Source organism: Novosphingobium sp. GW835-FHT14H07, from assembly GCF_058793515.1.
Window position 1 is genome coordinate 144,300 of sequence record NZ_JBXAFX010000004.1, and the last position, 26,029, is coordinate 170,328.

Annotated in this window: 31 protein-coding genes and 1 tRNA gene; 28 read left to right on the forward strand and 4 right to left on the reverse strand. The window is 65.4% G+C overall.

Annotated elements, in window-relative coordinates; genetic code table 11:
* The first annotated feature begins 51 nt into the window (after positions 1-51).
* The 6 genes from argB to AC1Q5P_RS05725 all read left to right on the forward strand — a co-directional run bounded on the left by argB (position 52) and on the right by AC1Q5P_RS05725 (position 4,408).
* Positions 52-960 carry an acetylglutamate kinase gene (gene argB, locus AC1Q5P_RS05700; protein ID WP_492518402.1) on the forward strand — a complete coding sequence of 303 codons (909 nt, stop codon included), beginning with the start codon at positions 52-54 and terminating at the stop codon, positions 958-960.
* A gap of 243 nt (positions 961-1,203) precedes the next feature.
* Entirely contained in the window at positions 1,204-1,572 is a 369-nt protein-coding gene (locus AC1Q5P_RS05705; protein WP_156135732.1) for a hypothetical protein, read from the forward strand.
* Positions 1,573-1,726: 154 nt separating this feature from the next.
* Positions 1,727-2,026 carry a YggT family protein gene (locus AC1Q5P_RS05710; protein WP_492518403.1) on the forward strand — a complete coding sequence of 100 codons (300 nt, stop codon included), beginning with the start codon at positions 1,727-1,729 and terminating at the stop codon, positions 2,024-2,026.
* A 26-nt stretch (positions 2,027-2,052) separates the two neighbouring features.
* Entirely contained in the window at positions 2,053-2,946 is an 894-nt protein-coding gene (folD, locus tag AC1Q5P_RS05715; RefSeq protein ID WP_062348090.1) for a bifunctional methylenetetrahydrofolate dehydrogenase/methenyltetrahydrofolate cyclohydrolase FolD, read from the forward strand.
* 66 nt (positions 2,947-3,012) lie between these two features.
* Positions 3,013-3,783 carry a hypothetical protein gene (locus tag AC1Q5P_RS05720; RefSeq protein ID WP_492518404.1) on the forward strand — a complete coding sequence of 257 codons (771 nt, stop codon included), beginning with the start codon at positions 3,013-3,015 and terminating at the stop codon, positions 3,781-3,783.
* A 4-nt stretch (positions 3,784-3,787) separates the two neighbouring features.
* A complete protein-coding gene (locus AC1Q5P_RS05725) occupies positions 3,788-4,408 on the forward strand; it encodes a MarC family protein (RefSeq protein WP_039332992.1) in 621 nt (206 codons plus the stop codon).
* 12 nt (positions 4,409-4,420) lie between these two features.
* On the opposite strand, the gene AC1Q5P_RS05730 is transcribed toward AC1Q5P_RS05725, so the two are convergent.
* Both AC1Q5P_RS05730 and AC1Q5P_RS05735 read right to left on the reverse strand, forming a co-directional pair.
* Positions 4,421-5,050, reverse strand: a complete 630-nt coding sequence (locus AC1Q5P_RS05730; RefSeq protein WP_492518405.1) for an LON peptidase substrate-binding domain-containing protein — start codon at positions 5,048-5,050, stop codon at positions 4,421-4,423.
* A 5-nt stretch (positions 5,051-5,055) separates the two neighbouring features.
* A complete protein-coding gene (locus tag AC1Q5P_RS05735) occupies positions 5,056-5,952 on the reverse strand; it encodes a tetratricopeptide repeat protein (protein WP_492518406.1) in 897 nt (298 codons plus the stop codon).
* A gap of 204 nt (positions 5,953-6,156) precedes the next feature.
* Here AC1Q5P_RS05735 and AC1Q5P_RS05740 point away from each other — a divergent pair.
* The 6 genes from AC1Q5P_RS05740 to AC1Q5P_RS05765 all read left to right on the forward strand — a co-directional run bounded on the left by AC1Q5P_RS05740 (position 6,157) and on the right by AC1Q5P_RS05765 (position 9,812).
* Positions 6,157-6,231: transfer RNA gene (locus AC1Q5P_RS05740), tRNA-Gly, on the forward strand.
* 317 nt (positions 6,232-6,548) lie between these two features.
* Entirely contained in the window at positions 6,549-7,532 is a 984-nt protein-coding gene (locus AC1Q5P_RS05745; RefSeq protein ID WP_492518407.1) for an ArdC family protein, read from the forward strand.
* Entirely contained in the window at positions 7,529-7,930 is a 402-nt protein-coding gene (locus tag AC1Q5P_RS05750) for a DUF2958 domain-containing protein (RefSeq protein ID WP_492518408.1), read from the forward strand. The genes AC1Q5P_RS05745 and AC1Q5P_RS05750 overlap by 4 nt, the downstream gene beginning before the upstream one ends.
* Positions 7,930-9,162 (forward strand): hypothetical protein, encoded by a 1,233-nt coding sequence (locus tag AC1Q5P_RS05755; protein ID WP_492518409.1) that lies wholly within the window; start codon positions 7,930-7,932, stop codon positions 9,160-9,162. Before AC1Q5P_RS05750 ends, AC1Q5P_RS05755 begins: the two co-directional genes overlap by 1 nt.
* Positions 9,159-9,545: a hypothetical protein gene (locus tag AC1Q5P_RS05760; RefSeq protein ID WP_492518410.1), complete on the forward strand. Its 387-nt coding sequence runs from the start codon at positions 9,159-9,161 to the stop codon at positions 9,543-9,545. Before AC1Q5P_RS05755 ends, AC1Q5P_RS05760 begins: the two co-directional genes overlap by 4 nt.
* 57 nt (positions 9,546-9,602) lie before the next feature.
* Complete coding sequence (locus AC1Q5P_RS05765) at positions 9,603-9,812, forward strand: hypothetical protein (protein ID WP_139797296.1); 210 nt, start codon at positions 9,603-9,605, stop codon at positions 9,810-9,812.
* Here AC1Q5P_RS05765 and AC1Q5P_RS05770 read toward each other — a convergent pair.
* Positions 9,796-9,984, reverse strand: a complete 189-nt coding sequence (locus AC1Q5P_RS05770) for a DUF6771 family protein (protein ID WP_139797295.1) — start codon at positions 9,982-9,984, stop codon at positions 9,796-9,798. The genes AC1Q5P_RS05765 and AC1Q5P_RS05770 overlap by 17 nt on opposite strands.
* A 111-nt stretch (positions 9,985-10,095) precedes the next feature.
* On the reverse strand, positions 10,096-10,593 hold the full coding sequence (locus AC1Q5P_RS05775; protein ID WP_084277440.1) for a GNAT family N-acetyltransferase: 498 nt from the start codon (positions 10,591-10,593) through the stop codon (positions 10,096-10,098).
* Positions 10,594-10,794: 201 nt separating this feature from the next.
* On the opposite strand from AC1Q5P_RS05775, the gene AC1Q5P_RS05780 reads away from it, so the two are divergent.
* From AC1Q5P_RS05780 to AC1Q5P_RS05855, 16 genes are all read left to right on the forward strand, one after another.
* Positions 10,795-11,010, forward strand: a complete 216-nt coding sequence (locus AC1Q5P_RS05780; protein ID WP_139797294.1) for a hypothetical protein — start codon at positions 10,795-10,797, stop codon at positions 11,008-11,010.
* 137 nt (positions 11,011-11,147) lie between these two features.
* On the forward strand, positions 11,148-13,328 hold the full coding sequence (locus tag AC1Q5P_RS05785; RefSeq protein ID WP_492518411.1) for a ParB/RepB/Spo0J family partition protein: 2,181 nt from the start codon (positions 11,148-11,150) through the stop codon (positions 13,326-13,328).
* A gap of 65 nt (positions 13,329-13,393) precedes the next feature.
* Positions 13,394-13,588 (forward strand): hypothetical protein, encoded by a 195-nt coding sequence (locus AC1Q5P_RS05790; RefSeq protein ID WP_084277437.1) that lies wholly within the window; start codon positions 13,394-13,396, stop codon positions 13,586-13,588.
* An 81-nt stretch (positions 13,589-13,669) separates the two neighbouring features.
* Positions 13,670-14,137: a DUF6878 family protein gene (locus tag AC1Q5P_RS05795; RefSeq protein WP_084277436.1), complete on the forward strand. Its 468-nt coding sequence runs from the start codon at positions 13,670-13,672 to the stop codon at positions 14,135-14,137.
* Positions 14,138-14,144: 7 nt separating this feature from the next.
* Entirely contained in the window at positions 14,145-14,555 is a 411-nt protein-coding gene (locus tag AC1Q5P_RS05800; RefSeq protein ID WP_492518492.1) for a DUF6915 family protein, read from the forward strand.
* Positions 14,552-14,821 carry a DUF5983 family protein gene (locus AC1Q5P_RS05805; RefSeq protein WP_492518412.1) on the forward strand — a complete coding sequence of 90 codons (270 nt, stop codon included), beginning with the start codon at positions 14,552-14,554 and terminating at the stop codon, positions 14,819-14,821. Before AC1Q5P_RS05800 ends, AC1Q5P_RS05805 begins: the two co-directional genes overlap by 4 nt.
* 78 nt (positions 14,822-14,899) lie before the next feature.
* Positions 14,900-15,652 (forward strand): hypothetical protein, encoded by a 753-nt coding sequence (locus tag AC1Q5P_RS05810; protein ID WP_492518413.1) that lies wholly within the window; start codon positions 14,900-14,902, stop codon positions 15,650-15,652.
* A 75-nt stretch (positions 15,653-15,727) separates the two neighbouring features.
* Entirely contained in the window at positions 15,728-16,207 is a 480-nt protein-coding gene (locus AC1Q5P_RS05815) for a UCP036055 family protein (RefSeq protein ID WP_492518414.1), read from the forward strand.
* A complete protein-coding gene (locus AC1Q5P_RS05820; protein WP_492518415.1) occupies positions 16,204-16,494 on the forward strand; it encodes a hypothetical protein in 291 nt (96 codons plus the stop codon). The genes AC1Q5P_RS05815 and AC1Q5P_RS05820 overlap by 4 nt, the downstream gene beginning before the upstream one ends.
* Complete coding sequence (locus AC1Q5P_RS05825) at positions 16,491-17,810, forward strand: DUF4326 domain-containing protein (protein ID WP_492518416.1); 1,320 nt, start codon at positions 16,491-16,493, stop codon at positions 17,808-17,810. Before AC1Q5P_RS05820 ends, AC1Q5P_RS05825 begins: the two co-directional genes overlap by 4 nt.
* A 188-nt stretch (positions 17,811-17,998) precedes the next feature.
* Positions 17,999-18,193 carry a hypothetical protein gene (locus AC1Q5P_RS05830; protein ID WP_492518417.1) on the forward strand — a complete coding sequence of 65 codons (195 nt, stop codon included), beginning with the start codon at positions 17,999-18,001 and terminating at the stop codon, positions 18,191-18,193.
* A gap of 97 nt (positions 18,194-18,290) precedes the next feature.
* Positions 18,291-22,640 (forward strand): strawberry notch-like NTP hydrolase domain-containing protein, encoded by a 4,350-nt coding sequence (locus tag AC1Q5P_RS05835; RefSeq protein WP_492518418.1) that lies wholly within the window; start codon positions 18,291-18,293, stop codon positions 22,638-22,640.
* 11 nt (positions 22,641-22,651) lie between these two features.
* Entirely contained in the window at positions 22,652-23,698 is a 1,047-nt protein-coding gene (locus tag AC1Q5P_RS05840) for a DUF7146 domain-containing protein (protein ID WP_492518419.1), read from the forward strand.
* A gap of 313 nt (positions 23,699-24,011) precedes the next feature.
* Positions 24,012-24,938, forward strand: a complete 927-nt coding sequence (locus AC1Q5P_RS05845; RefSeq protein WP_492518420.1) for a DUF2493 domain-containing protein — start codon at positions 24,012-24,014, stop codon at positions 24,936-24,938.
* A 109-nt stretch (positions 24,939-25,047) separates the two neighbouring features.
* Complete coding sequence (locus AC1Q5P_RS05850; protein ID WP_492518421.1) at positions 25,048-25,233, forward strand: hypothetical protein; 186 nt, start codon at positions 25,048-25,050, stop codon at positions 25,231-25,233.
* Positions 25,230-25,832 carry a DNA-3-methyladenine glycosylase I gene (locus AC1Q5P_RS05855; RefSeq protein ID WP_492518422.1) on the forward strand — a complete coding sequence of 201 codons (603 nt, stop codon included), beginning with the start codon at positions 25,230-25,232 and terminating at the stop codon, positions 25,830-25,832. Before AC1Q5P_RS05850 ends, AC1Q5P_RS05855 begins: the two co-directional genes overlap by 4 nt.
* The last annotated feature ends 197 nt before the right edge of the window (positions 25,833-26,029 follow it).

The window sequence follows — 26,029 nt, forward strand, 5'->3', positions numbered from 1 at the left end:
CGCGCAACGCCAATATTGGATTCTGCAAGCATTGCGCGTAAGGGCGCGCGCATGAGCCAGAACCACGACCCCGCGATGCTTGCCAAGGCAGAGACCCTGACCGAGGCGCTGCCCTATCTCCAGCGCTATGCCGGCAAGACTTTCGTTGTGAAGTATGGCGGCCACGCGATGGGCGATCCCGAACTGGCGCAGGACTTTGCCGAGGACATCGTGCTGTTGAAGGCCGTGGGCATCAACCCGGTCGTCGTCCACGGCGGCGGGCCGCAGATCGGGCGGATGCTAAAGGCGCTGGGCATCGAATCGCAGTTCGTCGACGGCCTGCGCGTGACCGACAAGCAGACCGCCGAAGTGGCTGAAATGGTCCTGGCCGGCGCCATCAACAAGGAACTGGTCAGCTGGATCGCCCGCGCGGGCGGCAAGGCCATCGGCATTTCCGGCAAGGATGGCGGCATGGTGGTCGCCCGCAAGGTCCAGTCGAAGAAGTCGCCCAAGGCCATCGAGGGCGAGGATGGCGATCCGATCGTGGTCGACCTCGGCTTCGTGGGCGAGCCCGACCGCATCGACACGACCGTGATCGACACCATCGTCAACGCCGGAATGATCCCCGTGATCGCGCCGATCGGCGTCGGCGAGGATGGCGAGACCTACAACATCAATGCCGACACCATGGCAGGTGCGATTGCCGCCGCACTCGGTGCCTCACGCCTGTTCCTGCTGACCGACGTTCCGGGCGTGCTCGACAAGGACAAGAACCTGCTGACCGACCTCAGGCCCGCCGACATTGCGCGACTGGCCGAAGACGGCACCATCAGCGGCGGCATGATCCCCAAGCTCGAGACATGCGTCCACGCCGTCGAGGCGGGCTGCGAGGCGACGGTCGTGCTTGATGGCTGCGTGCCCCATGCCATGCTGCTGGAGATCTTCACCGCGCGCGGTGCGGGGACGCTGATCCGCGCCTGAGGCGCCGATTCGACCGGAGATTATGTTTCCATTAAGCGCGGAACCGGATCGGCCCGCGTTCGTCCCTGCGGCATGATCCGCACCGCTCTTGTCACGGCCGCCATGTCGGCGCTGGTCTTTCACCTTGGCGGTTGTCAGCGGGGGCCGGCGTCGCCTGCAGAAGACAGCACCGCGATGGCTGCGCCCGCTGCTCAGTCGACAGCCGGTCCTGCACAGCGATTGGAGCCTGCAGCATCCGGAAAAGTGGCTCAGCCCTCTCTTGCCAAGCGGCCCGAGGACGTGCTCGATGCCTTTGCCGCCGCCATCGAAGCCCGCGACTGGCGCAGTGTCCGCGCTTTCTGGGCAGACAAGGGGGATCGCAGCGGCATGGACGCGAGGCTTTTCGCCGAGACTTGGGGCAGGCTCAAGGCTCCTTCGGTAGTGATTGGCGAAGGCCAGCAGGAAGGCGCGGCGGGTTCGATCTATTATACCGCCCCGGTGGTCATAACCGATGGTGACCGCACGATAACGGGCGACGTGATCTTGCGAAGGGTCAACAACGTGCCCGGAGCGTCGGCGGAGCAGCTGCGCTGGCATATCGACAGCACGACGCTCAACCCAGGCAAGCCCTGAGGACAACAGCGGCGAAGCTTGCCTAAATTGTAAGTAGCACATACAGAGCCGCGCAAGTGTCGCCCCGTAGCGACACTGCGGGCACTTGTGGCCCGGCAAGAGGGTCGGCTAGGAGCATGGCTCGCTCTCAATCTGCCGACGAGGATATGCACCGATGCTGCTTTACACGCTGATCGCCATGATCAACTACCTCGTGAACATCCTTGTCGTAGTCGTCATCGTGCAGTTCGTGCTGAGCCTGCTCATCTCGTTCAATGTCGTCAACATGCACAACAACGCGGTTGCCGCAATGTGGAAGGCCCTGAACGCTATCCTTGAGCCGATGCTGCGCCCGATCCGCAAGATCCTGCCCGATACCGGCGCGCTCGATTTCTCGCCGATGGTACTGATCATCGGCCTTAACCTGCTGACGATCCTGCTGAGCGGCATTGCCGCATCCTCGGCGGGAATGTGACACACAAACTCGCTGGATTATAGACGATGACTGCTGCCGTGATCGACGGAAAGGCCTTCGCCGCCACCCTGCGCGCCCGCGTGGGCGATCTTGCCGCTGCGTTCGAGGCCCAGGCCGGGCGCAAGGCTGGCCTGGCCGTGGTGCTGGTGGGCGAGGACCCGGCAAGCCAGGTCTATGTCCGCTCCAAGGGCAAGAGCACGGTGGAAGCGGGCATGAACAGCTTCGAGCACAAGCTGCCAGCCGAAACGTCCGAGGCCGATCTGCTGGCGATGGTCGAGCAGCTCAACGCTGATCCCGCGGTCGATGGCATTCTCGTGCAGTTGCCGTTGCCCAAGCATATCGACGAGCAGAAGGTCATCGCCGCGATCAACCCCGACAAGGACGTCGACGGCTTCCACGTCACCAACGCCGGCCGCCTTGCCGTGGGCCAGCCGGGTTTCGTGCCCTGCACGCCGCTTGGCTGCCTGATGCTGCTCAAGGACAAACTCGGCAATCTATCGGGCCTCGACGCGGTGGTGATCGGCCGCTCCAACATTGTCGGCAAGCCGATGGCGCAGTTGCTGATCGCGGAAAGCTGCACGGTGACGGTGGCGCATAGCCGCACGAAGAACCTCGCAGACGTGGTGAAGCGGGCTGATATCGTCGTGGCTGCCGTTGGCCGACCAGAGATGGTCAAGGGAGACTGGATCAAGCCCGGCGCGACCGTGATCGACGTAGGCATCAACCGCGTACCCGGCGCCGAAGCAGGCAAGACCAAGCTGGTGGGCGATGTCGACTATGAAAGCGCCGCGCAAGTCGCCTCGGCCATCACGCCGGTGCCCGGTGGCGTCGGCCCGATGACGATCGCGGTGCTGCTGCGCAACGCGCTCGTCGCGGCCTATCGCAACGAGGGTCTGGATCTGGCGGCGGACGCAATCTGATCTGCCCCTTGGCGGGATAGGTTTGGCGGGGTGGGCAGGCTGCAGCGCATCGGCTAGGCTGGTGTGATGAAGCGCCTGATCCCCCTCGCATTCCTCCTTGCAGCCACGCCCGCACTCTCTCAATCGGCCCCGGATTCGCAAGGGCCTGGCCGCCCGCAGCGCGCCTATGCCAATCCTTCTGCGCTGATCGCCGCGGACATCGGCTTTGCCCGGCTGGCGCGGGAGAGGGGACAATGGACCGCCTTCCGCGAGACGGCGGACGAGACCGCCGAGATGTTCGAAGACGGACGCCAGCTGGCCAGGACATTGCTCAAGGACCGCAAGGACCCGCCCGCGACGGTAAAGTGGGCTCCGCACCTTGCATGGATCAGCTGTGACGGCACCGCAGGGCTGACCTATGGCGCATGGCAGGGACCGTCGGGAGGGGACGGCGAATACGTCACCGTGTGGCAGCGCCAGTTCAAGGGCAAGGTCGATTGGAAATGGGTGCTCGATGACGGGCAGGACCTCGCCTCGCCCTTGCGCGAGGTGGACTGGGCCGAGGGCAAGGTTGCCGATTGCCCGGCCCGTCCTCGTCCGCCGGGAGACCCAGCGCCGCAGCCCGGCAGCAAGCGCGAGCGCAAGGAGGACAGCAAGCTGCCGCCCATGCGTCCGCTTGCCGGAGCCATTCCGGCAGCCGAAGGCGGCGACAGCAAGGACGGCCAATCGCGCGACGGCAGCCTGGCCTGGCGTTCGACCGTTCTGCCTGACGGCAACCGTCGCTTCACTGCTTGGATCTGGAAAGACGGCGCGATGCGCGAAGTGATCGCGCGCAACTTCAAAGCGAACGGAGCCTGAGGCGATGCTGCAGCTATTCCTCTCCGCCTTCGTCACGCTGTTCGTGGTGATCGACCCGCCCGGCTGTGCGCCGATCTATGCGGGCCTCACCGCCAACGCGACGGCGAAACAGGCGTTCTCCATGGCCTTGCGCGCCTGCCTGATCGCCACCGGCATCCTGCTGGTCTTTGCATTGTTCGGCGAGGATCTGCTGGGCGCATTGCACATCGAACTCGACAGCTTCCGCATTGCCGGCGGCATCATGCTCTTCCTGATCGCGCTCGACATGGTGTTCGAGAAGCGCACCGAACGGCGTGAGGAGCGGGCCGAGAAGGTACGGTCCGCCCAGCCGCAGGTGGAGGACGTCTCGGTCTTCCCGATGGCCATGCCGATGCTGGCCGGCCCCGGCTCGATCGCATCGGTGATGCTGCTGACGGCACGGGCCAACGGGCTGGAGGAAACCGCCGTGATCCTTGGGGCGCTCGCCGTGGTGATGGTGCTGAGCTTCATCGCGCTGGTCGCGGCGCGGCCACTGATCCGGGCGCTGGGTTCGCAGGTGGAGGCGGTGATCACCCGCCTGCTCGGCGTGCTGCTGGCGGCTCTGGCAGCGCAGTTCGTGATTGACGGAATTCAGGCCCAGTTCTGAAGTTCGTTGCAACTACTGCAGCGTCACCCGCCCGCCATCGTCGCTGTCGCGCTTTCCGAAGAACTGCATGAGCTGGACCAGCAACTCGCAGCGGGCGGCGAGCGAGTCGGCTTCGAGCAAGGCCTGCTTGGCCGCTGCGTCGAATGGGGCGATCTGCGAGACGCCGTTGATCAGCGACATGTCATCCAGCCGTCCGACCGAATCCCAATCGACCGCATAGCCCTGCGCATCGGCGAAGCGGCGGGCTTCCTGTTCGAAGGAAGCGCGCTCGACCGCGCTGAGCGCTTCTGCCATGTCGTCGGCGAGGAGTTCGGCTTCGATCTGGCGGAACGGGGTGGTCACGTCCAGTTCGCGGATCATGCGGAACCTGGCGATGCCTTCAAGCACGAGATTGAACCGCCCGTCCTCCAGCGCCTCGACGTCGGCGATCTTGCCGACACAGCCCACGCTGAACAGCGGCGCGCCATCGACCGCCGATTGCGGCTGGATCATCGCGATGCGCCGATCACGCGCCAGTGAATCGCTCACCATCGCACGGTAGCGGGGTTCGAAGATATGCAGCGGCAGTTGCAGGCCGGGATAGAGCACCGCGCCTGTCAGCGGGAAGATCGACAGGCGCGTCGTGTTTGCGCTCGCGCCCATCGCGCTCAACCGAACAGCACGGCGGAGAGCTTGCGCCGCGTGGCCGCAACCCAGGGATCCTCCAGCCCGATCGCTTCGAAAATCTGCAGCAGGCGGGCCTTGGCCGCGCCCTCGTTCCACTCGCGGTCGGCGGCGATCATGGCAAGGAGCTTGGCGGCAGCCTCGTCTCGCTGGCCGGCGGCATAGAGTCCGTTGGCGAAGGCAAGCTGGGCGTCCATGTCGGCCGGGCGTTCTGCCGCCGCAGCGCGCAGGGCAGCGAGTTCGCCCTCTTCCGGCGCATCCTCGGCCAGTGCCAGCGCGGAGCGCGCTTGAGCGAGGGCCGGATCCGCAGCGAGCTTGGGGTCGAGCGAATCGAGTACGGCCTGTGCTTCGTCCTTCTGGCCTGCCGCGATCAATGCGCGCACGAGGCCGGCGTGGGCCTGAGCATTATCGGGCGCGATCTCGACGATCTGGGCAAAGATGCTGGCAGCGCGTTCGCCATCGCCTTCAGCCAGCACTTCCTCGCCCATGGCAAGCAGCGGCGTCACGTCCTGCTCGGGCTCGCCCGCCTGCACCGGCAGCTTGGCGAGGATCTGGTCGAGGTACTGCTTCAGCTGTGATTCGGTGCGCGCAGGTGTCAGGTCCGCCACCGGCTGGCCCTGAAACATCGCATAGACCGTGGGGATCGAGCGTACCTGGAACTGCGCGGCGATGAACTGTTCCTCGTCGACGTTGACCTTGGCGAGGACCACGCCCTTGTCGGCATATTCTGCGGCGACCTTTTCGAGCACTGGCGTGAGCGCCTTGCACGGCCCGCACCACTCCGCCCAGAAATCCAGGATGACGAGCTTGGCCATCGACGGCTCGACCACGTTCTTGCGGAAGCGGTCCACTGCCTTCTGTTCGTCGAGATTGAGCCCCATGCTGGCCAAGATGCGTCTCCGGTCGATGTTTTCAGGTTTGCCGCACAATGTGGGAACGCTTCGCGCTTCGGCAAGGGGAATCGGGGGTTTTGCGAAAGACTTCGCCTTCGATGCATTTTTGGTGTTGCGCTCTTTCCGAGTCGCCGTTAGAGGCCCCCACACCCCAGCCGGACGGGGCACTTCCCACCGGCCAGAAACGCACGAGCGGGCGTAGCTCAGGGGTAGAGCACAACCTTGCCAAGGTTGGGGTCGAGGGTTCGAATCCCTTCGCCCGCTCCAATTTCTCTCTTAAAATCAATATTTTGCCGAAAGGCAATGAGGCGTGCGTTGCTCCTGTTTTTGCTCGGGCGACCACCGGGCGACCACGCGAGCCTCTGACGATGGCGCGTTGTTTCGTGGGCTGGCGTATAATTCGATTCTTGGAGGGGAAAGCCTTCCCCTGACTGCAAGCCGCAGCTTCGCTGAGTCTCGCCGTACCCCTTCGAACGGGGCTCGCGCCCCGTAGCGCCCCGTTAGAGGGAAAGAAAAGCCGGATGGCCGTGACGGGTTAAGGGTTGCGAGAGAGGCTCGCCGCCGGCCCGTCATGGAGACAGGCCATGGCACAGGCACACCGCACCCGCCCGACCGGCGAACGGGCGAACCTCTACGAGCAGATCACCAACCGCATCATCACTGAACTCGAAACCGGGCGCGTGCCCTGGGTGCAGCCCTGGGGCTCGTCCCGCGCGGCAATCGGGATGCCCTATAATGCCGTCAGCAACCGGCGGTACAGCGGCCTCAATATCCTGACCCTGTGGAACGCCGTCGTCGAACGCGGCTTTGCCGGACACGCCTTCCTCACCTTCCGCCAGGCGGTCGCGCTCGGCGGTTCCGTCCGGCGCGGAGAGCATGGCGTCGGGATCATCTATACCCGTCGCTTCATCCCCGGCGAGGAGCGGCGCCGCGCGGAGAACGAGGGGCGCGAGCCGTCTGGCGGCATCCCCTTCCTCAAGAGCTTCACCGTCTTCTCGGTCGAGCAATGCGACGGGCTGCCAGCGCATATCTGCGAACCGCCGGCGCCGATCCCCGAAGGGATGATCCTGCCGCAAGCGCAAGCCCTGATCGATGCGACCGGCGCCGATTTCCGGATCGGCGGGGCACAAGCCTATTATTCGCCGCGTCACGATTATGTCGCCGTGCCCCGACCGGAGGATTATTTCGACCCCATAAACTGGCACCGGACGGCCCTCCACGAACTCTCGCATTGGGTGGGCCACCCCTCGCGTCTCAATCGCGACCAGAGCGGTGCCTTCGGATCGCCTGAATATGGGCGGGAAGAGATGATCGCCGAAATTTCAGCCGCTTACTGCTGTGCGGCTCTGGGAATTGTGCCGACTGTCCGTCACGCGGATTACATCGGCTCCTGGCTCGAAATCATCCGGGAGGACAATCGCGCCATCCTGCGCGCCGCCAGCGCCGCGTCCAAGGCCGCCGATTATCTCCTCGCTTTCCGGCCCGAAGCGGCACTCGCCGCCAATGACGACGATCCCGACCCGGCCCCCGACTGCGCCATCGCGCCAGAAGGGAGGGCTGCGGCATGATCCTCCTGACTCCCGAATTGCGCGAGCAGCTTCGCGCCATCGCCCTCGCCCGGGCCGACGCGCTTCGTCGCGGCGAGCCGGCACCCGATCCGGCGCCCGTGGTCCGCTTCTTCAATCCCGTTGGGTCCGCCACCTGGCTCGCGACCGAGTTGGATGAGGACGGGATTTTCTTCGGCCTTGCGGACCTCGGTTTCGGCTGTCCGGAACTGGGCAGTTTCGCGCTGGAGGAACTGGAATCGATCCAGCTTCCCTTCGGCCTCGGTATCGAGCGGGACATCCTGTTCGAAGGCGCATTCCCGCTTTCGGTCTATGCCGGAGCGGCCCGCCGGGCTGGCTCGCTGGTCGAGGCCGAACGCATCCTCTACCGGGCCGCCAGGACCGCGAAAGGCGGTGCGTGATGCGCTTCGCCAAATGGCCCCGGCCCACCTCCTATGAGGAGACGTCGCGCAAACGCGCCGCCTTCGCCCATGAGCAGCGGCGCGAGCGCGAGGCGCTGCCGCTCTTCGCCGAGCTGATCGCCAGAGGGCAGCATAGCGTCGAGGAGGAGATGGCGCGCCGGGCCGAATGGTGGCCCCGCCAGCAGCAGGATCGGCGGGACGCGCGCGCCGCCGTCTGGCGATCAGCACGGACGAGCCTGTTCGCCTTTCCCGAAGCACAACGCCAGACGATCCGACGGGCGTGGCGGGATTGTCCCTATCCGGCCGATCCCTCCAGCTTCGCGGACCTGCTGCACCAGATCCGCATCGGCAAGGTCGATCCGGAGCGACCGCCGTGGAAATATCATGCCCGTCCGCAGGCGCGCGTCACGCCCGATCCCCGTTGCTTCGCCGAGGCCTTCAGGCGCGTCGGCCAGCGCAGGATCGAGCCGACGCCCGGACATGAACCTGTCGAGGCCCCGCAATATTGCGGCAATCTCGGCCACGGCATCCTGTTCATCAATGCGGTGCCGCCGGTCGAAGTCGACGGCCTTGCGACCTTCCACGTTCGGGGTGTCTGCACCGACGCCGACATCGCCCTGATCGGGCGGCTCGCCGAGGTGGAGCAAGGCCGTCCAGTCCGCGTGGTGCGCGTCGATGTGCCCCAGACCCGCGCAGCAGGCTTTTCACACCGTCTGCTGTTTCTCGCCTGCTCGGCCACCAAGCGCCATGATCCCGGATGGATGCCGGCGTGGGAGCGCTATGACGGGCCGCTCTGGCAGACCTGGCGCAGCGTCGATCCCGATCGCCGTCTGGCGCGGGTCGGGTTCCTTTCCGCGCGCTACGGTTTCGGCGGGGGCGACCGGCCGATCGAGGACTATAACGCGCGGCTGTCGCCTGACCTTGCGACCCGCATGATCGCGGGCGGCATCGGAACACGCTGGCCGCGTCCGCCGTCGCCCAGCAAACCCGACAACTACGGTTCGCACCCCGGCTGCGAGATCGCCAGCCTCTGCTATCATGGCACGCAGCCCTTCACCGACGTCGCGCTGGTCGGTGGCGGCCTCTACCTCAAGGTCATGCGCGCCTTCCTCGAAGGCTTTCGCGAGATGCGCTGCATCACCCCCGATGCCGAGATCACCGAAATCAATGCCGGGATTGGCGTGATGCGCCAGCGCCTGCGTGCCTGGCTCGAACACGGACGCGGGCGATGAGCGATCCGCGCGCCCGTGTTGGGCACAATGGCGGGCCGGCGCTCGACGAGGAGGACAACAAGGAACCGCCGGGACCGCGCTACTGCAAATACTGCCGGCACTGGTCGCCGCCGTCCGATTGGGAAATCCGCGCCTATGAATCCTTCCAGCTCGGCCTGTCGAAACGGCGGGTCAAGCGTCCGTCGGGCACCTGCGACCGTGTGCTGATGCAGGCCGGCAAGCCGCTGGTCTTCTCGGCGACGGTCGACACTTTCGGATGCCTGAACTTCTCGGCGAAGCCGCCGGAGCCAATCGTACGCAGGCGCGGTTTCGTCACCATCTATGAAGGGGACCAGATCGTATGGCAGGGCCATGAGGAATATGTGCCCGACGAGCATCGGTGATCGGACTGTATCCCGATCCATGCTATGGACGAGCGATCCCGGCCCACGGAGGCGCCGATGCCGAAGAACCGCCAGACCTTCCATGATCCGCTGGACGAGCTGCCGCCGGTGATGATCGAAATCCTCAAGGGGGATATGCTGCGCTTCACGCAGATCGATCGCGACGGGCGCACGAACGTCGTGACCTTCTCCGATCGTCTTGCGGTCCGGCGGGGCGTGTTCGACGCCGCGCCTGCCGGCACCGAAGGGCTCAGAGCGGAAGCCTGAACTGATCCGGGTCGGGGCCGGGCGTTCCTTCCAGTCTTTCGATGATGGTTGCCGCAAGCGTGTCTGCGGCGCGCTCGCGCATCCGCTCGTCCGGCATCGTCAGCCCGACCCGCGCCCAGCCGGGCGCGGCAAGCAGGATAGCGGACAGTTGCTGTCGTTCGATTCGTTCCATGCGTCGATGAGAACGAATATCGAACATTCTGACGAGCCGGTTGCGGTGGATGACCCGTCCTCGTGCCTTGCCTGCACGCTCCAACGCAGACGACTGACTTCAACTGCGCTGTCAGCGCGCCTCGAACCCTTCATGGTAGGTAACCTCGCCCGCGCAGGGCTCGCCTGACAGGATCAACGACTGGAAATATTCCGGCGGAACATCGCCGTAGCGCAGCGCATCATCGCTGCTGAACCCGAAGCGGCGATAATAATCGGGATCGCCGAGCAGCACGCATCCGGCCGCACCCCGTTGCCGAAGCTGCTGTAATCCCTCCAGGATCAAGGCGCTGCCGATGCCGCTGCGTTGGAGGTAGGGCCAGACCGATACCGGCCCCAGACCGAACCAGCCCAAATCCTTGCCGTCGATCAGCACCGGCGAGAAGGCGATATGCCCCACGATCTTGCCATCCTGCTCCGCGACAAGCGAGAGGGGGAGCGCGCCAGCGGCTCTGAGCGCATCGACGATTGCGCCTTCGGTCTGGCTACTGTGTTCGACACTTTTGAACGCGGCTTCGGTCAGGGCGCGAATGGTCGAGATGTCGGCAGGTGTTTCGACGCGAATGATCATCAGGCTCGTCTGACGGGTCCGACCCGCTCGGGCAACAGCAACATGCCCGTCAGACCGTGAACAGCGCCCGACATACGTCGGAGCATAGGGGCGTGGACGGCCTGCCTGCGGCGGCACCCAAGAGCGAGAGTATCCCTGCGGGTCTCGTGACGGGCAGGAAGCCGGGAGAGAGTCTCCTGGCTGCTCGTCATGGAGAATGCCATGACCCGATCCACCTCTTCGCATCCCCTCATCGCCCGCCTGCGCGCCTTTGTCGCGGCCTGGTTCGTGATGGAGGCAACACCCGACATGGACACCGCCGACCATGAGGCCCGGCTCCAGGAAACCCGCTTGTCGCCCGGTGTTTCGCTGCTGGTCATCCTTCTGGGCGCGCTCCTGTGCTGGGCGGCGGTTCTCGTTCTCGCCGGTGTGCTGTGAGGACGCCGGGCCGCGCCGGGGGCGAGCGAAACGGGCCTGCCGGTGGCAGGCCCGAAAGAGGCAGAGGGAAGCCGGGGCTTCGTGACGGGCCGGGAGCCGGGAGAGAGTCTTCCGGCGGCCCGTCATGGAGAAAACCGATGGCTAAAAGCCTTCCGAAGATCATCCTCAGCGGCTCGCGCGACATCCCGTTCGACCGTCTGGTCCTGTCCCAGTCCAATGTCCGCCGGGTCAAAGCCGGCGTGTCGATCGGCGAGCTGGCCGCCGACATCGTGCGCCGCACCCTGCTCCAGAGCCTCAATGTGCGGCCCATGCTGGACGGCGAGGGTCAGGAGACCGGCCAGTTCGAGGTGCCGGCCGGTGGCCGGCGGTTCCGCGCGCTCGAACTGCTGGTGCAGCAGAAGCGGCTCGCCAAGGACGCGCCCATCCCTTGCGTCGTCAAGGCGGCCAATGATGTCGTCACGGCCGAAGAGGACAGCTTCGCCGAGAACACCTTCCGCGAGCAGCTCCATCCGCTCGACCAGTTCCGCGCCATGCAGGCGATGGTCGACAAGGGCGAAGGCGTAGAAGCCATCGCCGCGCATTTCCTGGTGACGCCTGCGGTGGTCACGCAGCGGCTGCGCCTCGCCAAGGTTTCGCCCAAGCTGCACGACATCTATGCCGAGGACGGCATGACGCTCGAACAGCTCATGGCCTTCGCCGTCTCCGACGATCATGCGCGTCAGGAACAGGTCTGGGAGATGCTCGCGCACAGCTATAACAAGTCGGGCGCCTATATCCGCCAGAAGCTCACCGAGAACACAGTGCGCGCGCGCGACAAGCGGGTGCGATTCATTGGCGTCGAAGCCTATGTCGCGGCGGGCGGCTGTGTCATGCGCGACCTGTTCGAGCCCGATGATGGCGGCTGGCTGACCGATCCCGCGCTGCTCGACCGCCTCGTTGGCGAGAAGCTCCAGGCGGAAGGCGAGCGCATCGCTGCCGAGGGCTGGAAATGGGTCGCGACCGCCATCGACATGCCCTGGGGCGTGACCAACGGCCTGCGCGAGATCGACGGAGTCGAGCTTGCCATGACCGGCGAGGAGGAAGCGAAGCTCGCCGCGCTCCAGACCGAGATCGAGGAGCTTGAAGCCGAATGGGCCGATGCGCCCGAGGTGCCCGATGAGGTCCAGGCGCGGATCGAGGCGATCGATGCCGCTATCGGCATGCTGGTCGAACGGCCGATGAGCTTCGAGGCGCGGGATATGGTCATCGCCGGCGCGTTCCTGTCGATCGAGGTCGACGGCACGCTCGCGGTCGAGCGCGGCTATGTCCGCCCCGAGGATGAGCCGGTGATCGAGATCGAAGGCGCGGAAGATGTCGGCGTGGACGGTCATGCCGGACATCGCGCCGAGACAGGTGATGACGACGCGGCGGACGAGGATCAAGCGGCCGGTCCGGGCGTCTCCAATGTCGTTCCGATCAGCGCGGCATCCGGGGATGAGGACGATGAGGATGGCGAGGTGGTCAAGCCGCTGCCCGACCGGCTCGTCGCAGAACTCACCGCCTGGCGCACGCTGGCGCTGCAGGATGCGTTCGCGCAGTCGCCCTCGACTGCCTTCGCGGCGGTGCTGCATGCCTTCGTGCTCGATTGCTTCTATTCTTCGACACGCGAATCCTGCCTGCAGATCTCGCTCCATGAAGCGTCCTTCGGCTTCTCGACCACGGGACTGCGCGACAGCGCGCCGGCGCGGTCGATCGCCGAGCGGCACAAGCGCTGGGCCGACCGGCTCCCCGATTCTGACAAGAATTTGTGGGAAGCTCTGCTGGCGCTCGACGGCAACGAGCAGGCCGCGCTCTTCGCGCATTGCGCTTCGCGGGTTCTGAACGCGCAACAGGAGGTGGTGCCCAAGTATGACAATGGCCGCATCTCGAAGAGCAGCATCGAGCGCCGGGTCGAGCATAGCCATGTCCTTGCCCGGGCGGTCGGGCTGGATCTAGTCGGCGCGGGCTGGCGGCCGACGGTCGCAGGCTATCTCGGCAGCGTCACCAAGCAGCGGATCATCGCCGATGTGGCCGAGGCCAAGGGCGCGAAGTTCGCGGAGATGATCGACCATCTCAAGAAGGCCGACATGGCCCGCGAGGCCGAACGGCTGCTCGAGGACGGCGACTGGCTGCCCGAACCGATGCGCACGCCGGTGCTGGTGGATGCCGCGCAGGCTGGCGAACCGGAGGGGCAAGTCGATGAGGCCACCACGCTTCCGGCCTTCCTCGATGAAGAGCTGGTCGAGGCTGGCGCCGTTGCCGGCAATGACGACGGCGAGGCGCTGCCGGAAGCGGCCTGAACCTCCGGGCGGGGTGGCATTTCGCTGCCCCGCCTCCTTCCAATCCGTTCCTGAAGGATCGAGCCATGTCTGTTGCCAATCTTGAGACCGCCAGCGCCGACCGCCTGGCGCCTGTCCTGCACGCCGCCTTGCACCGTCTTGGTCATTTGGGCCGCGAGGGCGCCGTCGCGCTCGCCCGGCTCGTCGAAGACGATGACGCCGATTTCGACGAGGCGGCCGCATGGATCGCCGACGTAGCCAGCGGGGCTTTGCGCGAATGACGCACCGTCCCGTCATATCCTTCCCTTTTTCTCAGAAAGCCCGGTCGCAGCGCCGGGCTTTTGCCGTTCCGGAGAATAGCAATGACCGATACTCCTCAGCCCGTGATCGACATGGACGCGATCTTGGCGCGCTTTCGCGAATGGGAGGCACGCGCTGCCCATCTCCTTCCCGACAACAAGGCCAGGCTGTTCGCGGTCCTCGCCTCGGCGGGCATCACGCGCGTCATCGTCACCTTCGACGGAGGCGGTGACAGCGGCCAGATCGAGGACATTGCCCCCTTCCGCGCTGACGAGCAGGTCGAAATGCCGGTCGGGACGGTCGAAGTGATGATGCTCGACCATGGTGCCGACCAACCCGTCGCCAACAATCTGTCGCCCGGCGAAGCGATCGAAGACCTCTGCTACGATCTGCTCCGCCAGAAGCATTGCGGTTGGGAGAACAACGATGGCGCCTATGGCGAGTTCACCTTCGACGTGACCGCCGGCACCATCGCGCTCGATTATAATGAGCGGTTCACCTCGTCCGAATCCTATTGGCATGAATGGTGAGGCGGCGATGGGACATTGCTATCATCACGCGCTTTCCTCGGTCCGCAAATGGGGCAGCGTGCCGGAAGACTATCTGGCGCTGCACCAGTGGTTCGATCAGCCGTCCAAGGAGATCACAGCGGATTTCCGCCACCGGGCGCTCCGGCACCACGCCCAAGGTATATTCGAACTGGAGAGGGCATTTGGTCCAACTATAACCCTTTCAACGGGTAGGGTTGTTCCGGTTCGGCTGATCGGTGAACAGCACGTTCGAGAAGATCTGGGATTTATTCCCAGCTTCGCCGATTGGGTGCGCTGCATCAGGCCCGAGCCCTGGATGGGACGCGCGCAGCCGATCCGCCGCGATGTCGATCCTTTCGCCGCCGGCGCCCCGGAGCGGCCAACCATGACGACGGTGATCGCGGGAGGGCAGCCATGAGCGTCATCTATCCGCTGCGCCTCTTCCTCGATTGCTCTACGGCGCACCTTTCGCCTGATGCGCGCAGTTACGTTGGCAGGTCGGACGTGATCGCGTCATCGACGCCCTATGGCTGGTTCGTCTGGGCCAGCGAGGAGCCCGGCGAGGATGTGCCGGACGATCTTGCCGCGATCATGGCGCACGCCCGTTCGTTCGGGGCGGAATACATCAACTTCGACCGCGATGCCCACGAGATCGACGACTTGCCCGTCTTCGACTGGGGGTAGCCGGTCGTCGCCTTTCAACCTTTCAACCACCGAGCCCTGCCGTCGCGTCGGGCTTTTTGTATATCTGGAGATCTGATCATGGCTGATTATCATTCGCCGACCGTCGTGCGACCGAGCATCCCGCTCGCCGCAATCACCCCGCTCGAACATGCCTTGCTTTGCCAGATATTCGAGCATGAGAGCGATGACGATGCAGTCTATTTCTTCGCCAGTGATGGACCGTGCGATACAGTCTGGCTCGACATTGCCGATATCAAATCCCTGCTGGCGGACGAACCGACGCCGTCCGGCCCTGTCGTCGAGATGATCCGCGCCAAGCTGACTGACGTCTCACCCGAGGAGACCGAACTGGAACTGGAACTCGACCTGTCCGATCTGGGCGTGGAAGTGATCTTCCAGCAGATCGTCCGGCGATGCGAGGAACTGGATCATGTCGTCATCACTTCCGCATGGACCTGTACGAAGATGCGGCCCGATGGCTTTGGCGGCAGCGTTACCGTAGTGACGGCCGATCATACCCTCTCCAGTTCGACCAGCGAGATGGAGGCGCGGCTGCTCGACAGGTGCGACTACGGCGATCTGGGATGCGCCCCCGGTCATGGCAAACATCCGGTCCTGACGCTCAAGGAAGCCGAGATCCGTTCTATGGCGGCGAATATCCAGCAGGCTAGTGAGGGCACCGACGCCGCCGGGGTGACAGTCACCGACGAGCAGATCCGGCAGGCCTGTCTTGCGTTGCTCCCGACGCTCGATTTGGACGAGCAGCTTCGCGGTCTCGAATTCAGCGCCGCTATGGCGGCGATCCGGCTCGCGCGCGCAGCCTCCGCCTGACTCTTTCCCCTTCTCCAACCACCCCCTCGAAAGCCCGGCCATGCGCCGGGCTTTCGCGTTTCAAGGAGCACGAAAATGTCCGCACAGCATATCTACGACAGCGCACCACTCGGCAGCCTGATCACTTTCTCCAATGGCGAACCGCGTCCGCCAGCGCGGTTCACCCGCAAGCTGCGGGCGTGGAATGAGGCAAACGGCATGGGCCGGCTGGTCGAACGATGGCAACGGCGGGAATTTGGGTCTGGATATGTATCGCCCGCAACCTTCGCGCTCCATCTCGGCAATTACGGGAGCCACGGCACGATCCTGATGGTGGTCCGCCGGATATACACCGTCACCAGCCAGCTCCGGTTCGAGATCGCCGACCAGCCCAAGGCCGGTATGGTTCGCGTCGTGTCGCGCCGCGATGGCCGCGAGGAGTTGCACCATCTCGCGCCCAACCGCGCCGTTGCCGAAGTCTGGGCCGCGGCGCATCGCTATCACGGTTCTGTCATGGAGGAGGTCGCTGATCCCGATCTGGTCGCGGCGCCTGTTCGGCTCGGGAGGGCGGCATGAGCAGACGGCCGCACTTCGTGCATGTCTATGCGACTATCCGGATCAAGGTGGCGGTCGATGCATGCGATCATCGCGCGGCGATGCGAGCCGCCGACGCCGTGGTGTTCGGCGCCCGGCATGCGGTGGGACTGATCCCGGTCCATCCGGCGGTGATCGACGCCGACTATGCCGAGGAGGTCACCGAATATCTGGTCGACGAAGACGATGATCCGAGCTTCGCGCGAACGCGCAGTTACGGCCCCGATCACAAGCCGAGGCTGGCTTACGGCGACAGGAGGGTGGCATGAGCGCGATCCTTCCGGACTATGGCACCAGCGCCGACGGACATCTCGCGGCCCGGGTCGGCGACCTTGCCTTTATCGCGCTACCGTGCGCATCGGGTCTGCGTCTCGCGTCGGGATGGCGGCTGCGGCGTCCGATCGGGGAATGGAGCGAGGCCGATGTCTATGGCAGCGAGGATACAGTTCCCGACGAAGCCGGCTTTCGCGCGCATGTCGAGGATGTCGCGCTCCATCTCACCCAGCGCGAGGCGCTTGGGCGCAAGGAGGTCTGCATGCGTGTCTCGACGCCCTGGGGCATGTCACAGGGCGCGACCATCTATGCCGAGGGTGTGGTCTGTCATTCCACCGCTTCGCATGGCGGATTCAAGCTAGACCGCGCTCGCAACGCCGCCCTGCATCCCGCACTGCGGCTCAAGGGCGGGTGGTATGAAGAAGACGGTGACTGGGCGCGGGTTGCGGTCGGCTATCCCGACCTCTTCACCGACCGGGAGAAACGATCCGCCGACCGGACGCTCCGCGACTGGGAGCCCGATACCTGGGAGGCGGTTCATGGCCGAATGCTGCGTGCTGAGGAATCGTTCACCCGTGACCGGCAGCGGTTCGAGCGCGAGCATACCGCAGACTGGGTGGTGATCTCGGCGGTCACGTCGAAACGGCATCCGGGTTTCATCGAGACCATAGCCGCGATTGGCGGCCGTCGCGACGGATCGGACAGGTGTACATGGCTCGTGCCCACCGCCGAATATAGCGCCGGACGCCACGGTTTCGTGATCGATCCCGCGCGCGCCATCAACCGATACCAGCCTGATCGATGCCCGTTCCGCATATCGGGACGGGCATTTTTCATGCCCGCCAGCCAGAGGCGCGTGCATCATCCGGCTCGCCCCGCACAGCGGCATCGCTGGCTTTGGCACGGCCTTGCCGATCATCAACGGGCAAGCCGTTCCCCTCCGGTGACGTCCGGACCTGACCCGTGCCTCTCGCGCTCGCATGCCGTCGTGCTGGCGGCGCGGAGACGACAGATGTGCAAGGTGCTCAACAAGCGACTGGCAGGCGTTCCTGAAAACGCTGTCTATATCGGACGCGGCTCGAAATGGGGCAATCCGTTCGTCATCGGCCGCGATGGCGATCGCGCCGAGGTCATCGCCAGATATTCGCGCTGGCTACGCCGCCAGCATCAGCTTCTGCGGGCGCTCGACGAACTGCGTGGATGTGATCTCGTCTGCTATTGCGCACCGCTGCCGTGCCACGGCGACCTGCTGTTGTGGCTCGCCAGGGCCAGTCGGCAGGAGCGTATCATCTGGTGGCGTTCCGCGGCATGACGGCCAGCCGCGATCTTCCCGTCCTCGTGTCTGATCTTCTCGCCGGATCGACGTTCGGTAAGAGGCTCGGTCTCATGTCCGTCAACCCGCAAGGGGTTTCCCTCGCACATGCTCGGTGACGGCCTCGTACGGCCTCTTGTTTCCGGCGTCGGCGGGAATGGTTCCGCCAGAGGAACAGGAGACAGCTTATGACCGATCACACGCTCCCTCATGGCCCTGACGATGTTGCGGTCTGGCCCGATGGCACCTGGGGCTTGCTCGGCGACGTCTGGGCCGGCGACTATGCGTATATGTCGGACGACTATGAGATCGTGCGCAGCGTCGATCATGCGCGGCTGAAGGCGCTGGGCGTCGAGGAGGACCTCGATATCGAGCCCGGGTGAGAGGGAGAGGCTTGGCCGGGAAGGGAGAACCCGGCCGGGCCCAGAGAGAGCGTCCGGCGGGCTTCGCCCTTTCTCGCTCTCCCGGAGACTTGCCTCCATGACCCAGATCCTGTCCGACGCGGCGCTTTGCGCCGCGCCCCTCCCGACCGCACCCGGCTTTGCCTTGCAGGGGCTTGCCCTGCTCGCTGCCGCGCGCGGCCTCCTGCCCAGCCTGGAGGCCGGGCGTCCGATCGATGCCGCAACCTTGCGCGCGGCGATGTCGCAAGCGTTCGGCGGAACCGACGCCGAAGGCGCGTGGGACTGGAAGAGCGCCTATGACGCCTGCGAGGCCGCCGAGATCCTGTTCCTTCGCCGCTATGGCCAGACGATCATCGGCCGTGCGCCCGCCAGTGCGCTGGCATTGATCGAGCGGGTCGCGGCACTGCTGCCAACACACACCCGCCGCTCGGAAACCTCCCAGGCGCTCCAGCAATATTCGACGCCGCCGGGCCTTGCCTATGTCGCCGCGCTCGCCGCTGCGCTCGTACCCGGCGATCATGTGCTCGAACCTTCGGCAGGCACCGGCATGCTGGCGGTCCATGCCGTGCTGGCGCGGGCAGGCCTGACGCTCAACGAGTGGGCCGAGATCCGCGCCGCACTGCTTGGGGTTTTGTTTCCGGGCATCGCCGTCTCGAACCATGATGCCGCCTCGATCGACGACCGGCTGCGACTTGCGATCCGTCCCACCGTCGTGCTGATGAACCCGCCTTTCTCGGCCGTGGCCCATGTCGACCGCACCATGCGCGACGCCGCAATGCGCCATATCGAATCCGCGCTGGCCCGGCTCGAACCCGGCGGCCGGCTGGTCGCGATCACGGGCGCGAACTGTGCGCCGGCGTCCTCGGAGTGGCGCGGCCCGTTCACGCGCCTGCAAACCGAGGCCCGCGTCGTGTTCACCGCCGTGATCGACGGCAAGATCTATGCGAAGCACGGCACGACCATCGACACGCGGTTGACCGTGATCGACAAGCTGCCTGCGGAGGATCCAGGCCGGTTCGTCGAGAGTGCCGGCAAGGCACCCGATACTGCCACGCTGCTGGGCTGGGTGCTGGATCAGGTGCCGCCGCGCTCGCCGATCACACCATCGCCTGTCACGCCCCTGCCGGTCACGGCGTCGGTTCCGCGCGGTTCGGCAAAGGCGCGGATCGCCGTGTCGCCCTCTGTGCCCGCTGGCCCGGAAGCCGAAACGGTCGAACAGGCATATGAGACGACCGACTGGACGCCGCCCGCCGATCGGCTCGGCGAGAGCATCTACGAGCCCTATGCACTCCAGTCGATCGTGATCCCTGGCGCAGGCGCACACCCGACGCCGCTGGTCCAGTCCGCCGCGATGGCCTCGGTCGCGCCGCCCAGGCCCTCCTACCGGCCGCATCTGCCGCCCCAGCTCGCCACGCTGGGCATCCTCTCCGATGCGCAGATCGAATCCGTGATCTATGCGGGCGAAGCCCATTGCGGGCATCTGTCGGGCGCGTGGAACGTGGATGCCACCTGCGATGTTGTGACCGCTGCGGCGGAGGATGCCGAAGGGGCGGTCAAGTTCCGGCGTGGCTGGTTCCTCGGTGACGGCACCGGCGCGGGGAAAGGTCGGCAGGTCGCCGCGATCATCCTCGACAATTGGCTCAAAGGCCGTCGCAAGGCGCTGTGGCTGTCGGTCTCCGATCGGTTGCTGGAGGATGCCCAGCGCGACTGGTCCGCGCTCGGGCAGGAACGGTTGCTGGTGACGCCGCTTTCGCGCTTCAAGCAGGGCAGCGCCATCCGCCTCGACGAAGGCGTGCTGTTCACGACTTATGCCACACTGCGCTCGCAGGAGCGCGGGGGCAAGAAATCGCGCGTCGAGCAGATTGTCGAATGGCTCGGCGCGGACTTCGACGGGGTGATCGTGTTCGACGAGGCCCACGCGATGGCCAATGCCGCCGGCGGCAAAGGCGCGCGTGGCGATGTCGCGCCTTCGCAGCAGGGCCGTGCGGGGCTCCGGCTTCAGCACGCGCTGCCCAATGCGCGCATCGTCTACGTCTCGGCGACCGGCGCAACTACCGTGCAGAACCTCGCCTACGCCCAGCGTCTCGGCCTCTGGGGCGGCGACGACTTTCCCTTCGCGACGCGCGGGGAGTTCGTCACCGCGATCGAGAATGGCGGGGTCGCGGCGATGGAGGTGCTCGCGAGGGATCTGAAGGCGCTGGGGCTCTATGCGGCGCGTTCGCTGTCCTTCGATGGTGTCGTATATGAGATGCTCGAGCACCGGCTGACACCTGAGCAGGTGCGCATCTATGACAGCTATGCCTCGGCGTTCGAAGTGATTCACAACAATCTCGACGCCGCGCTCCAAGCGGCGGGTGTCACCAGCGCTTCGCAGGGCACGCTCAACCGCCAGGCCAAGGCGCAGGCCAAATCCGCCTATCAGGGAATGCTCCAGCGCTTCTTCAACCATCTCATCACCAGCATGCAGACGCCCAGCGTCATCGCCAGCATCGCGCGCGATCTGGAGGCGGGCCATGCCGCCGTGGTCCAGATCGTCTCGACCGGCGAGGCGATGCAGGAGCGCCGCTTGGCTGAAATCCCCGCCGACGAGTGGAATGACGTCTCGGTGGATATCACGCCGCGCGACGGCGTTCTCTCCTACCTGCAGCACAGCTTCCCGGTGCAGCTCTATGAGCCGTTCACCGATGGCGACGGCAATCTTTCCTCCCGGCCGGCTCATGACGCAGAGGGCAATCCGATCATCAACCGCGAGGCGGTGCGCTTGCGTGATGCGATGATCGAGCGGCTTGCGGCCTTGCCGCCCGTTCCCGGCGCGCTCGACCAGATCGTCCAGCATTTCGGGACGGAGATGGTGGCGGAGGTGACGGGCCGGTCGCGGCGCGTGGTGCCGAAGACGAACGATGACGGCACGGTGCGCTTCGCGGTCGAGAACCGTCCGGCCTCGGCGGCGCTGCACGAGACTGATGCCTTCCAGAGCGATGTGAAGCGCATCCTGGTCTTTTCCGAGGCGGGCGGCACGGGGCGCAGCTATCATGCCGATCTCGGCGCGGTGAACCAGCGCCGCCGCGTCCATTATCTGCTCGAAGCGGGCTGGAAGGCCGATGCCGCCATCCAGGGCTTCGGGCGCACCAATCGCACCAATCAGAAGCAGCCTCCGCTGTTCCGGCCGGTCTCGACCGATGTGAAGGCGCAGAAGCGCTTCATCTCGACCATCGCCCGACGCCTCGATTCGCTGGGTGCGATCACGCGCGGCCAGCGCCAGACCGGCGGGCAGAATATGTTCAGGCCCGAGGACAATCTGGAATCGTGGTATGCGCGCGATGCGCTGCGTCAGCTCTATGTGCTGCTCGCGCGCGGCAAGGTCGAGGGCTGCTCGCTCGCCCGCTTCGAGGCGGCGACCGGCTTGTCGCTGCTCGACAGCGACGGCGGCCTCAAGGATGATCTGCCCGGTATCAACATCTTCCTCAACCGCATGCTGGCGCTCACCGTCGCCATGCAGAACCTGCTGTTCGAGGCGTTCGAGGGGCTGCTCACCGCGCGGATCGAACAGGCTCAGGCGTCGGGCAGCTATGAGATCGGGCTCGAGACGTTGCAGGCCGAGAGCTTCCGCATCACAGGCCGCGCGCCGATCTACACCCATCCAGGCACCGGCGCGCAGACCGAGCTGCTGAGGATCGAGCGCAAGGATCGGCTGAGGCCGCTGTCGCTGGACGAGGCACTGACTCAGGCCGACAATCGCGGGGCGAAGCTGCTGGTGAACGCCCGGACCGGCAAGGCCGCGATCCAGCGGCGGGCGCGCAGCGTGACCGATGATGACGGTGCGATTCATCCGCGCGTGCGCCTGGTCTGGCCGCTCACTGACAGCGTGATCCCGGCCGAAATGCTGCTTGCCAGCCAGTGGGAGGAAGTGGAGCGCGACGCCTTCAGTACGGCCTGGTCGGCGGAGCTTGCGACGCTGTCTGACTATGAGACGACGACGCTGCATATGGTCTCTGGGCTGCTGCTGCCGATCTGGAAGCTGCTGCCCGACGAATCGACCCGCGTCTATCGGCTTCAGAGTGATGACGGCGAGCGGATCATCGGCCGCCGCGTCTCTCCGACCTGGGCGGCGCGTTTGGCCAATGATGACGGACCGGTCACAGTGTCAGGCGAGGACGCGATGACGATGCTGATGTCGGACGAAGCCGCGCTGCTTCTGGCGCAGAACCAGAAGCTCCAGCGTGTTCGGGCGATGAACGACTGGCGGATCGAACTCACCGGGTTCAACAACCTGGGTGTGGAGCGCCTCAAATCGCTGGGCTTGATCTCCGAGATCGTCTCGTGGAAGCTGAAGCTCTATGTGCCGACAGGGGCTGTCGGCGTCGCTGTGCTGGAGCGTCTGCTCGATCGTTTCCCGGTCGAGCGGATCTCCGGGCGCAAGGCCGCCTGAGGAGCCCCATGATGTCCAGTCCCGCCAGCCAGATTGCCACAGCCTTGGCTGACAATGCCGAGGCGGTCTGCCGCCGTTATCTCTCGAAGGGCCATCGTGAAGGCCGCTACTGGCTGGTGGGCGATGTGCGCAATACGCCGGGACGCAGCCTCTATGTTCGTCTGGCGACATCGCCGGACGGACGCGGCGCTGCGGGCAAATGGACCGATGCGCAAAGCGGCGATCATGGCGACCTGCTCGATGTGATCGCCGCGGCCAGACAATGCCGGACCTTGCGCGAGACGCTCGACGAGGCCCGTCGTTTTCTGAGCCTGCCAATGCCGCCGCCGGTGGAAACTACGCCGTTGCGCAAGGCGAAGGCGCCGACCGGAACGCCCGAGGCCGCGCGGCGGCTTCATGGCGGATCGAAGCCAATCGGGAGCAGCCTGGTCCGAACCTATCTCGCCTCCCGGCAGATCACGTATCTCACCGGCTGTGAGGCGCTGCGTTTCCATCCCCATTGCTGGTATCGGGCATCGGACGACGACGATCCCGATGTCCGCCCCGCATGGCCGGCGATGATCGCGGCGGTCACCGATCTCGATGGTAGCGTCACGGGCGTTCATCGTACCTGGCTCGCGCTCGATGGCTCGACCAAGGCGCCGGTCGCCTATCCGCGCCGCGCCATGGGCGACCTGCTCGGAAACGGGGTGCGGTTCGGACGTGCTGGCGCGGTGATGATGGCGAGCGAAGGCATCGAGACCATGTTGTCGCTGCGCCAGGTCATGCCGGTGATGCCCGCGATCGCTGGCCTCTCCGCCGCCCATCTCGCCGCCATCCTGTTCCCGGCAGGGCTGAAGCGCCTCTATGTCGCGCGCGACGACGATCCCGCCGGCGCGGCAGCCTTGAAGACATTGTCCCAGCGGGCGATCCCGGCGGGGATCGAGGTCGTGCCGCTCGAACCCCGACTCGGCGATTTCAACGACGACCTTATGGCCTTCGGGCGGGAGCGTCTGGCGGCAGGGCTTCGGGGGCAACTGCGGGCCGGGGATGCCGCGCATGTCCTGACGGGAGACTGAGAGGCAGCGGATCACGGTCTGGGGCTGGTGGATCATCGCCATCGGCTCCGGCCTTCAGGAGATGCCACGCCACCGGCCTTCGGGAGAGGGCGACTGCGGCAGTCGGCCCGGGACGGCAATGGCTGCGCGGGAGCTATTTTCCGCCGGGGCTGAAGCCCCTTTGCATCGCGAGGCAAAATAGCCCCCGCTGCGCCATCCTCCGCTTTGCTCCGGCCGCACCCCAGGGGCTGCGGTGCAGTCCCGTTCTACCCGCCGCTGGCCGTCGCCACGAAGGCCGCGAGAGGCGCGGCTCCCAGGCACGGAAAGAATGACAATGACCCATGATGACCAGCCCCAGGATCCACAACCCGGTTCCACCGCCTACCTCCTTCAGGAAATGCAGCTCTACGGCTATCGGCCCTATGAAGATGAACCCGATCATCGCCCGCTGCCCGACGATCGCATTGCCGGCGGCGCGGTCGCCGAGATGTTCGACGCTCTGGTTTCCTGCCTGATCGACACGCGGATCGAACCCGACCTCGAGGATCTCGCCTGGGGCATCGTCAACGTCTTCCACCGCGCCGGGACAAGGATCGAGCGCGAGCTTGACGACAACGAGCAGGCGCAGAAGCGGATGCAGCGCGAACAGGATGGCAGCGAGGTCAAGTCCATCGAGCTGGAGCGCACGATCGCCGAAGGGATCACCATGATCGAACGGCGCGACACGATGGAATATTTTCGCGATGCCGCCGCCGAGCAGTTCCGCATCCATCTGCGCAAACCCTGGCTTCCCCGTTCCGGCCCGATGGTCAACCACAAGGCGCTGACCTCGGCGGTGCTCGACAGCCGCAAGCATGTAGAGAAGCGCGGCTATAAGAAGCAGCGGCTGCTCGATCCCGATGGCGTGCGCATCGCCTTCACTGGCGGCGCCGACTACAACGATCATCAGCGCATCTACGCCGTGCTCGACAAAGTCCATCAGCAACTGCCGAGCATGATCCTCATGCATGGCGCAACGCCCACCGGCGCCGAGCGCATCGCCGCCTGCTGGGCACGTGATCGCAATGTGCCGCAGGATCCCTGTCGCCCCGATTGGAACCGGCACAAGAAGGCCGCACCGTTCAAGCGCAACGATGCGATGCTGGCGGTCATGCCCAAGGGCGTGATCGTCTTCCCCGGCACGGGCATCCAGGACAATCTCGCCGACAAGGCCCGCAAGCTCGGCATCCGCATCTGGGATTTCCGGAAACGGGCCGGGTGAACCGGAATTTGAAACGAAACAAGAACGAAAATCTTGCGCTCAGGGACGTCGATACCCTATTCTCAGATATCTGCTGCTTTGTCTGGTAGATTCGAACAGGGGATTTTCGATGACATGCAAGGCTGCTCGCAACGCCGAGCTTGAAAGGCTTCATAGCGAAGGCGCCAGCTATGCGGCGCTCGGTCGCCAGTTCAATCTGTCAGCAGCACGCGTGACACAGCTGATCGCAAGGGTGAGGCGCATGCGCAAAACCATGGCGCTGCGTCTGGAAGCCCCTTTGCGTCACACGACATGAGCGTCCTGTTCACACCACCTGATGGGCAAGCACGCTGTCTTTGGTGCGCGGCTTCACCCGACTACATCGCCTATCATGACAGCGAATGGGGCTTTCCGGTCGATGACGATCGCCGCCTGTTCGAGAAATTGAGTCTGGAAGGCTTCCAGTCAGGCCTTTCCTGGCGGACCATTCTCACCAAGCGCGAGAATTTTCGCACGGCCTTTGCCGGGTTCGATATCGACCGCGTGGCGGCCTTCGATCAGGCCGATGTCGAGCGCCTGCTGCAGGACGCCGGGATCGTGCGGCATCGCGGCAAGATCGAGGCGGTCATCAACAATGCCGCCCGGGCGCAGGATCTCGTGCGCGAGGCCGGATCGCTTGCCGTCTATGTCTGGAGCTATGAGCCACAGGGCGGCGATATTCCCTATCAGGCATCGACCTCGCCCGCCTCCATCGCCATGTCGAAGGATCTGAAGAAGCGCGGCTGGGCCTTTGTCGGTCCGACCACTGTCCATGCCTTCATACAGGCAATGGGTCTCATCAACGACCATGCCGAAGGCTGCGTCACCCGCGCGAAAGCGCAGCGCGCCCGTGAGGCGTTCCGGCGGCCGGGCTGAGAGGCTCTTCCCGAATATCGTCCGGCCCATGGCGATGGCGCGATGCAGCCGAACCCGGTGCGGCACGAACAGCGGTAATGTCACCAAAGGTTTGTGGGAAAGCGATGCGCCGCGACATCCTGGTGCGCCGCGCCTGATGCGCGGCGGGCTGATGCGATGCCCTGGGGCGGCGGTGGAAAGGCCTGCAATCCTGGGGC